General features: G+C 69.9%; 8 protein-coding genes and 1 rRNA gene. All 9 read left to right on the top strand.

Annotated elements, in window-relative coordinates; genetic code table 11:
- Positions 1-87, top strand: a 5S ribosomal RNA gene (rrf, locus tag IF29_RS44225); the annotation flags it as partial.
- A gap of 829 nt (positions 88-916) precedes the next feature.
- Positions 917-1,525: a cardiolipin synthase ClsA gene (gene clsA / locus IF29_RS0139160; protein ID WP_030266508.1), complete on the top strand. Its 609-nt coding sequence runs from the start codon at positions 917-919 to the stop codon at positions 1,523-1,525.
- Between the two features lie 84 nt (positions 1,526-1,609).
- Positions 1,610-4,108, top strand: a complete 2,499-nt coding sequence (locus IF29_RS0139155) for a mannose-1-phosphate guanyltransferase (RefSeq protein ID WP_030266505.1) — start codon at positions 1,610-1,612, stop codon at positions 4,106-4,108.
- A gap of 236 nt (positions 4,109-4,344) precedes the next feature.
- Positions 4,345-5,196: a DUF881 domain-containing protein gene (locus IF29_RS0139150; protein WP_030266502.1), complete on the top strand. Its 852-nt coding sequence runs from the start codon at positions 4,345-4,347 to the stop codon at positions 5,194-5,196.
- Positions 5,193-5,525, top strand: coding sequence for a small basic family protein (locus IF29_RS0139145; RefSeq protein ID WP_030266499.1), 333 nt, complete (start codon positions 5,193-5,195; stop codon positions 5,523-5,525). Before IF29_RS0139150 ends, IF29_RS0139145 begins: the two co-directional genes overlap by 4 nt.
- A 291-nt stretch (positions 5,526-5,816) precedes the next feature.
- On the top strand, positions 5,817-6,572 hold the full coding sequence (locus tag IF29_RS0139140; RefSeq protein ID WP_051726618.1) for a DUF881 domain-containing protein: 756 nt from the start codon (positions 5,817-5,819) through the stop codon (positions 6,570-6,572).
- 394 nt (positions 6,573-6,966) lie between these two features.
- Complete coding sequence (locus IF29_RS48855) at positions 6,967-7,494, top strand: FHA domain-containing protein (protein ID WP_030266493.1); 528 nt, start codon at positions 6,967-6,969, stop codon at positions 7,492-7,494.
- 136 nt (positions 7,495-7,630) lie between these two features.
- Positions 7,631-8,356 (top strand): transcriptional regulator FtsR, encoded by a 726-nt coding sequence (gene ftsR, locus IF29_RS0139130; protein ID WP_030266491.1) that lies wholly within the window; start codon positions 7,631-7,633, stop codon positions 8,354-8,356.
- An 83-nt stretch (positions 8,357-8,439) separates the two neighbouring features.
- Positions 8,440-8,913, top strand: coding sequence for a bifunctional nuclease family protein (locus IF29_RS0139125; RefSeq protein WP_030266489.1), 474 nt, complete (start codon positions 8,440-8,442; stop codon positions 8,911-8,913).
- The last annotated feature ends 175 nt before the right edge of the window (positions 8,914-9,088 follow it).

Raw genomic sequence — 9,088 nt, 5'->3', positions numbered from 1 at the left:
GGTAACATCCCGAACCCGGAAGCTAAGCCTCACAGCGCCGATGGTACTGCAGGGGGGACCCTGTGGGAGAGTAGGACGCCGCCGAACAACCATTAACAGGAAGCCCCCTGACCACCGGTCAGGGGGCTTCCTGCATTCCCCGCCAGTGCGGTGGGGGAGCCGGCCGCCACCGCGGGCCAGCGGCTACTGCAGGTGGCTTACATGGCGCCACCGATGCCGAATGGCGCGTCCGTGGCTTGTTGCTGTTGCTCGGCTCCGCCTCGCGGGCCAACTACAGCGGAGAAGCGGTGCCGGTGCCGGGCGCCGTTGCCGGGTGCGGGTGTGCAGAAACGGTTCTGTGGCCGGGGCTCGCGGGAACCGGGGTCGATTTCGGGACGTCGGGTCACTCGTGGTACGCCAGGGCCGGGTCAAATGGGGCATTACGGCATGATCAAGTGACACCTTGTCCCGAAAGTGACCCCGGTTCAGTCCAAGGCCCCACCTATCGGGTCACTCCCTCGACGTCGAAACCGGACATTGCAGGCAGAAAGCGTCGGACCAGTGACCCCAAAACCGCGCACGCCTCGGCAGGAACGTTTCTGCACCGCCCCCACCCCCCGCCGCCCGGCAACGGGCCCCAGCTGCCACCCCTCCCCGCCCTTGTCGCCGCGAGCGTAGCGAGCAGCAGCAACAAGCCACGGGCGGCGGAGGGCGGCATCGGACCCGCCATGTAAGCCACCTGCAGTTGCCGCGACCCGCGTTGGAGCTCGGCCTCCCCTGTCGCCGTACGCATCCCCAGCCCCACGCGCTCGCCCTCACTCCATGGGAAGGTAAAGTCCCTGTACAGCCGTACCCAAGGCGGTACCCAAACCCGTAGCCATACCCATGCCCGCTTCGTACATCGTCCGATCGTCCGTTCGTCCCAGGAGGCTCCCGGGTGGAGGTTCAGGAGACGCGAGTCCAGACCGACCGCGTGCTCACCATCCCCAACGTGCTCAGCATGGCGCGGCTCGTCGGGGTGCCGGTGTTTCTGTGGTTGGTGCTGTGGCCGGAGTTCGGGGGGCCGCACAACGACGGCTGGGCGATTCTCATCCTGATGGCGAGCGGGGTCAGCGACTACCTGGACGGGAAGCTCGCTCGGCGGTGGGGGCAGATCAGCCGTCTGGGTCAACTGCTCGATCCGCTTGCTGATCGGCTGTTCGTGCTGTCGACGATCGTCGGGTTGACCTGGCGGGGCATCATGCCCTGGTGGCTGACCGCGCTTCTGCTGGGGCGGGAGGTGTTCATCGCCTCGCTGCTGCCGGTGCTGAGGCGGCACGGGTACGGGCCGCCCGGGGTGAATTTCCTGGGGAAGGCGGCTACGTTCAATCTGATGTACGCATTCCCGTTGCTTCTGCTCACAGAGAGGAGTGACTGGCTGGGGAGTGTGGCATTCATCATCGGATGGGCGTTCGTCTGGTGGGGTACGACGCTGTATTGGTGGGCAGGGATCCTGTACGCGGTTCAGACCCGTCGTCTGGTACGGACGGGCACCGCGGTCGACTGACCGCCGGGTGGCCCTTGGGCGCCCGTGGCGGGGTCGGCCGTCGGATGACAGCTCCGCCAAGGCCACAAGGAGGAACCACCCGACATGAAGGCCGTTGTGATGGCCGGAGGCGAGGGCACGCGCCTCCGCCCTATGACCTCAAGCATGCCCAAGCCCCTGCTTCCGGTCGTGAACCGACCGATCATGGAGCATGTGCTCCGTCTGCTGAAGCGACACGGGCTGACCGAGACCGTTGTGACTGTGCAATTCCTTGCTTCGCTCGTCCGGAACTACTTCGGGGACGGCGAAGAACTGGGCATGACCCTTACCTACGCGAATGAGGAGACCCCGCTCGGGACCGCTGGAAGCGTCAAGAACGCGGAGGACGCGCTCAAGGACGATTCCTTCCTGGTGATCTCCGGTGACGCGCTCACCGACTTCGACCTGACCGAGCTGATGGAGTTCCACCGCTCCAAGGGCGCGCTGGTCACCGTCTGTCTGACCCGGGTCCCGAACCCGCTGGAGTTCGGCATCACCATCGTCGACGACGAGGGGCGGGTCGAGCGCTTCCTGGAGAAGCCGACCTGGGGCCAGGTGTTCTCGGACACGGTGAACACCGGCATCTACGTCATGGAGCCCGAGGTCTTCGACTACGTGGCCGCGGACACCTCCGTCGACTGGTCCGGGGACGTCTTCCCGCAGCTGCTCAAGGAGGGGAAGCCGATCTACGGCTTCGTCGCCGAGGGCTACTGGGAGGACGTGGGCACCCATGACAGCTACATGAAGGCACAGGCCGACGTCCTCGAGGGCAAGGTCGACGTCGACATCGACGGCTTCGAGATCTCCCCCGGCGTCTGGGTGGCCGAGGGCGCCGAGGTGGACCCCGAGGCGGTGCTGCGCGGGCCGCTCTACATCGGCGACTACGCCAAGGTCGAGGGCGGCGTCGAGCTGCGCGAGAACACCGTGCTCGGCAGCAACGTCGTGGTGAAACGCGGGGCGTTCCTGCACCGGGCGATCGTGCACGACAACGTCTACATCGGTCCGCAGACCAATCTGCGCGGCTGCGTCATCGGCAAGAACACCGATGTGATGCGGGCGGCGCGGATCGACGACGGCGCGGTGATCGGGGACGAGTGCCTGATCGAGGAGGAGTCGATCATCGCGGGCAACGTCCGCGTCTACCCGTTCAAGACCATCGAGGCCGGCGCGGTCGTCAACACCTCGGTGATCTGGGAGTCCCGCGGCCAGGAGCACCTCTTCGGCGTGCGCGGCGTCTCCGGGATCATCAATGTCGAGATCACGCCCGAGCTGGCGGTCCGGCTGGCCGGTGCCTATGCGACCACGCTCAAGAAGGGCGCGACGGTCACCATCGCGCGTGACCACTCCCGCGGTGCCCGTGCGCTCAAGCGCGCCATGATCTCGGCCCTGCAGGCCAGCGCCATCGACGTGCGCGACCTGGAGAACGTGCCGATGCCGGTGGCCCGGCAGCAGACGGCCCGAGGCAGCGCCGGCGGCATCATGCTGCGGACCACGCCCGGGGTGCCGGACTCGCTGGACATCCTCTTCTTCGATGAGCGCGGCGCGGACCTCTCCCAGGCGGGCCAGCGCAAGCTCGACCGGGTCTACGCCCGCCAGGAGTACCGCAGGGCGTTCCCCGGTGAGATCGGCGACCTGACCTTCCCCGCCAGCGTCTTCGACTCCTATGCAGGAACGTTGCTGCGTGCCGTGGACACCAGCGGGGTGCCCGAGGCCGGGCTGAAGGTGGTCATCGACGCCGCGCACGGCAGCGCCGGCCTGGTCCTGCCCAGCATCCTGGGTCGGCTCGGGATCGAGGCGCTGACCGTCAACCAGGGCATGAACGAGGCCAGGCCGACCGAGTCGGCCGAGGAGCGCAGGGCCGGCCTGGTGCGGCTCGGTGAGCTGGTGGCCTCGTCCAAGGCGGCCTTCGGGGTGCGCTTCGACCCGGTGGGCGAGCGGGTGTCGTTCGTCGACGAGCGCGGGCACCTGATCGAGGACGACCGGGCGCTGCTGGTCTTCCTGGACCTGGTGGCGGCCGAGGGCCGCAGCGGGAAGGTGGCGCTGCCGGTGACCACGACCAGGATCGCCGAGCAGGTCGCCGCCTACCACGGCACCCAGGTGCAGTGGACCACGACCTCGCCGGACGCGCTGACCAGCGCCTCGTCCGCGGAGGGCACGATCTTCGGCGGGGACGGCCGGGGCCGCTTCGTGATCCCCGAGTTCAGCGGGATCTTCGACGGCGCCGCCGCCTTCGTCCGGCTGGTCGGGCTGGTGGCGCGGACGCAGTTGACGCTGAGTCAGATCGATGCGCGGATCCCCAAGGCACATGTGCACCGGCGCGACCTGGCGACGCCGTGGTCCGCCAAGGGCATGGTGATGCGCTCGGTGGTGGAGGCGGCCGGTGACCGGCACGTGGACACCACCGACGGGGTGCGGGTGGTGGAGACCGACGGCCGCTGGACGATGGTCGTCCCCGACCCGGCGGAGGCCGTCACCCACCTGTGGGCGGAGGGTCCCGACGACGTCTCCACGCAGGCGCTGCTGGACGAGTGGAGCGCGGTGGTCGAGGCCACCGACCGCGAGTAGCCGCGAGGCGCAGCAGGGGGATCGAGGGGCCGGTGCCGCGACGGAGAACGTGACACCGGCCCCCGGCGCGTCCGGGATTTTGTCACGATCCTGTGCCGGGTTGGCGGCGTGCGGCGCGAGTTGTGCCGGTGTCGGCGACGCGACGTGCGACGATGTGGCGCATGTCGACGACAGGGGCGGATGGTGAAAGGGCTGCGCGATCCGCGGGGAAGTGGAGTTCGCGCCCCGACGCGTCCATGTCGTTGCTCACCAATGTCATGGAGCACGCCCTCGACGACGGCTACGCGGACGCGGCCCGCAGCCGCGGCCAGTACGGCACCAGCCGGATGCCCGGGACGCTGCGCGGCAAGCTCTTCCTCGGGGGCGGGCTGCTGCTCGCGGCGCTGGTGCTGACGGTGGGGGCGGTGCAGGTCAGGGCCTCCGCGCCGGTGGCCGCCCAGGAGCGGCAGGAGCTGATCGCCCGGGTGGGCACGGCGCAGGCCAACGCCGACCAGGTGCAGCAGGAGATCGACAAGGACCGGGCCCAGCTGAAGCGGCTCCAGCAGCAGGCGAAGGCGGACGGTGCCGGCGACGGCGGGAGCACCGCGCAGCTGCAGCAGTTGCAGCTGGTCACCGGTGTCGGCGCGGCCTACGGACCCGGGATACGGCTGGTCCTGGACGACGCGGTGTCGGCCGGGACCGACGGCGGGGACAACCCGCGTACCGCGGCCGGGTTCAGTGACACCGGCCGGGTCCGTGACCGCGACGTCCAGTTGGTGGTCAACGCACTCTGGCAGTCCGGCGCGGAGGGCGTCGCGATCAACGGCCAGCGGCTCACCGCCCTGTCGGCGATCCGCGCGGCCGGCGACGCGATACTGGTCGACAACCACCCGCTGGTCCTCCCCTACACCGTGGATGCCATCGGAGGCAGCGGGATGGAGAGCGGGTTCCAGCAGAACGTCGACGGCGGCGTCTACCTGGAGCAGCTCAAGGCGGACTACGCCATCAGATACAGCATCAGCAGTGAGGACCGGGTGGATCTGCCTGCGGCGGCCAGGAGCGGCCTGCAGTACGCGACCCCGTCCGGCAGGGGAGGAGCAACACCGTGATCGCCGTACTGGGCCTCGTGATCGGGGTCGTCGTCGGGCTGGTGGTCCAGCCGGGTATCCCGGCGGGGCTGGTGCCGTACCTGCCCATCGCCATCGTGGCCGCGTTGGACGCGGTCTTCGGCGGGATCAGGGCCATGCTCGACGGCATCTTCGACGACAAGGTCTTCGTGGTCTCGTTCCTGTCGAACGTGGTGGTCGCCGGACTGATCGTGTTCCTGGGCGACCAGCTCGGAGTGGGGTCGCAGCTGTCCACCGGTGTGGTGGTGGTGCTCGGTATCCGGATCTTCTCCAATGCCGCGGCGATCAGAAGGCATGTGTTCCGGGCCTAGGGGCGCGGGAGTTCCGGGCTCGGCCCGGGCATGAGGCGGGTGCACCCGGTGCTCCGGCCGGGTAGGACGGATGGCAGGATGATCGGCGCAGGTCGGAAGCGGCGGGAGTGACAGGTGGGCCAGCACGAGAGAGCGTCGGGGGAGCAGCCCCCAACGCCGCTGACGCCTGCCCCGGACCAGCCGGCGGACCAGCCGACGGGGCACCAGCCCGCGCACCACGCGGCGGATCCGTCAGGAACGAAGCCGGCGGCCGAATCAGCGGCGGCCGAATCAGCGGCGACCGAATCGGTCGTGTCGGACCAGGCAGGGCAGCCGGACCGTCTGACCGGGCGTCAGCGGCTCGCCGCGGCGCTCTGGCCGCCGCGGCTGTCCCGGCCGCAGATCGTGGTCGCGCTGCTGCTGTTCTCGCTGGGGCTGGGCCTGGCCATCCAGGTGCGCTCCACCAACACCGAGTCGCAGCTGCGCGGCGCCCGCCAGGAGGACCTGGTCCGGGTGCTGGACGAGGTGGACGCCAAGCAGCAGCGGCTGCAGGACGACCGCCAGCAGCTGCAGGAGTCGCTGACCACGCTGCAGAACAGCTCGCAGCAGGCGGCCGAGGCGCAGAAGCAGACCCGGATCAAGGAACAGCAGTTGGGCGTGCTCGCGGGCACGGTCGCGGCGACCGGGCCGGGGATCGTCCTCACCGTCAACGACCCCGACGGCAAGGTGCAAGCAGATATGCTGCTCAACACTTTGGAGGAGCTTCGCGCAGCGGGGGCGGAGGCGGTGCAGATCAACGATGTACGTGTGGTCGCCGGCACCTGGTTCTCCGACGCCGACCCCGGGACCGTCGTGACCGGCGGTACCAAGATCACCCAGCCCTACCGGTTCACCGTCATCGGGAACTCGCACGACCTCGACGTCGCGCTGGGGATCCCCGGTGGTGTGGTCCAGTCCGTCGACAAGCTGCAGGGGGCGAAAGCCACCGTCTCCGAGCAGAAGTCGCTGTCGGTGACGGCCTTGATCCCGTTGAGTGCCCCTGGCTACGCTCACTCGGCGCAGCCATGAGGTTCCGCCGGGTCGCCCACGGCCCTGTCGGCAGCAGTTCTCAACTATCGTCCATGATGGCTTCACCCTGCCCCTCGGGCAGGCTCGTGTCACGCAAGGGGAATCGTCCGTGAGTCTGTTCTCGAAGCTGTTCGGTCGTAAGTCCCCTCAGGGCGCGGTCGAGGCGCCCACCGCACGCCACCGGGCGGTACCGGGCATGCGCGGCCCGGACGAGGGCGACGCCCTGGCCCCGGTGCAGGAGCGTCCGATGTACCGGGAGGACCAGCGACACGCCGGTTTCGGCGGTGGGGCGGGCATAGCACAGGGAGCGGTACCCTCAACCTCAGCTGGAGGGTTTGGTACCGATCCGTATGCGCAGGCTCAGGCAGGCGATCCGCGACAGGAGGCCGCAGGGATGACGGTGTGCACCCGGTGTGGCAGCAGCAACCCCGAGGCCAGCCGGTTCTGCTCCAACTGCGGCGCGCCGCTGCGGGCGCGCGGCCAGGCGGAGGGGCCGTCGGAGCAGACGTCCACCATCTCGATCTCGGGCCTGGAGGCCTACGACCCCGAGGTGACGTCCACCCAGGCCACCCCGATGATCTCGCCCGAGGCGCAGGCCGCCGTGGACGCGCTGCCGCCGGGCTCGGCCCTGCTGGTGGTGCGCCGCGGGCCCAACTCGGGCAGCCGGTTCCTGCTGGACACCGATGTGACCACGGCGGGCCGGCATCCGGAGAGCGACATCTTCCTGGACGACATCACCGTCTCCCGGCGCCACGTCGAGTTCCGCCGCACGCCCGGCGGCTTCAGCGTGGCCGACGTCGGCAGCCTCAACGGCACCTACGTCAACCGTGAGCGCATCGACGAGGTGCCGCTGAGCACGGGTGACGAGGTGCAGATCGGCAAGTACCGGGTGGTCTTCTTCGAGAGCCGCCGGGGGTTCTGAGCAGGGGGATGTTCCGCCGGGACCGACTGCGGCCGGGCCCGGCGCACAACGGAGGAGCGATCCTGTGCAGGGCGACAACGGCACGTCTCACATCGGCACGGCCGAAGCCGGAACGGCCCAGGTCGGTACGGCCCAAGTGGCCACCGCCACGGCCGGAGCCGTCGAGGCCGGCAGGCAGCTGCTGAGCATCGGCGCGGTACTCGGGGTGCTGCGGGACGAGTTCCCCGAGGTCACCATCTCCAAGATCCGCTTCCTGGAGGCGGAGCGCCTGGTCGAGCCGCAGCGCACCCCTTCGGGCTACCGGAAGTTCAGCCGCGCCGACGTCCACCGGCTCGCCCAGGTGCTGCGCATGCAGCGGGACCACTACCTGCCGCTGCGGGTGATCAGGGAGCACCTGGACGCCCTGGACGCGGGCGAGGAGCCGCCGGCGCTGCCGGGCGGCGGCGAGCCGCACGCGATCGAGCCGCCCCAGCCGGAGGCGTTCGTCCCGGGCCCGCGGCTGGGACGGGCGGAGCTGCTGGCGGCGGCGGGCGTGGCCGAGCAGCAGTTGGCCGACTGGGAGTCCTACGGGCTGGTGGTGGCGACCCCCGAGGGCGGCTACGACCCGGAGATGCTGCAGGTCGCCCGACTGGTGGCGGAGTTGGGCCGGTTCGGCCTGGAGCCGCGGCACCTGCGCGCGGTCAAGGCGGCGGCCGACCGGGAGGTCGGACTGGTCGAACAGGTGGTCGCGCCGCTGCGCAGGCACCGCAACCCGCAGACCCGGGCCCATGCCGCCGCGCTGGCCCGGGAACTCGCCACGCTCTCGGTACGGCTGCACGCCGCCCTGGTCCAGGCCGGACTACGGGCCCGCCCCGGGCTCTGAGCCTGCACCCGAGCCTGCTCCGACCCCCCTCCGAAACCAATCAGAACTGGAGTATCGGGGCGGTGCGCCCTAGGGTTGCGAGTGTGAACGAGCTAGACGTCGTGGGTGTCAGGGTGGAGATGCCGTCGAACCAGCCGATCGTGCTGCTGCGCGAGGTCGGGGGCGACCGGTACCTCCCCATCTGGATCGGACCGGGGGAGGCCACGGCCATCGCCTTCGCGCAGCAGGGGATGACCCCGGTGCGCCCGCTCACGCACGACCTCTTCCGCAATGTGCTGGAGGCGGTGGGCCAGCAGCTCACCGAGGTGCGGATCACCGACCTCCGCGAGGGGGTCTTCTACGCCGAACTGGTCTTCGCGAGCGGCGTGGAGGTCAGTGCGCGTCCCTCGGACGCCATAGCGCTGGCACTGCGGACCGGTGCGCCGATCTACGGCAGCGACGGTGTGCTGGACGAGGCCGGGATCGCCATCCCGGACGAGCAGGAGGACGAGGTCGAACGGTTCCGGGAGTTCCTGGACCAGATCTCGCCCGAGGACTTCGGCAGCAGCAGCCAGTAGCCTGCAGCGCGCAACCGACACCCCCTACCCGCCGTCAGGACACGCCAAACCACTCATCGGGGCGACATCACCCGCCATGCCCAGCGTGGCGATCGTTGACGCACGTCGGCCAACTGCCTACCGTCGGTTGTGGACGTCCTGGGTGCACCACCTTGCCCTCAGCGGCGGATCCGGA

It is taken from the genome of Streptacidiphilus jeojiense, from assembly GCF_000719095.1.
GTDB lineage: Bacteria > Actinomycetota > Actinomycetes > Streptomycetales > Streptomycetaceae > Streptacidiphilus > Streptacidiphilus jeojiensis.
Note: the sequence above shows the minus strand (reverse complement) of the source record. Positions and strands in the feature narration are given on the sequence as shown.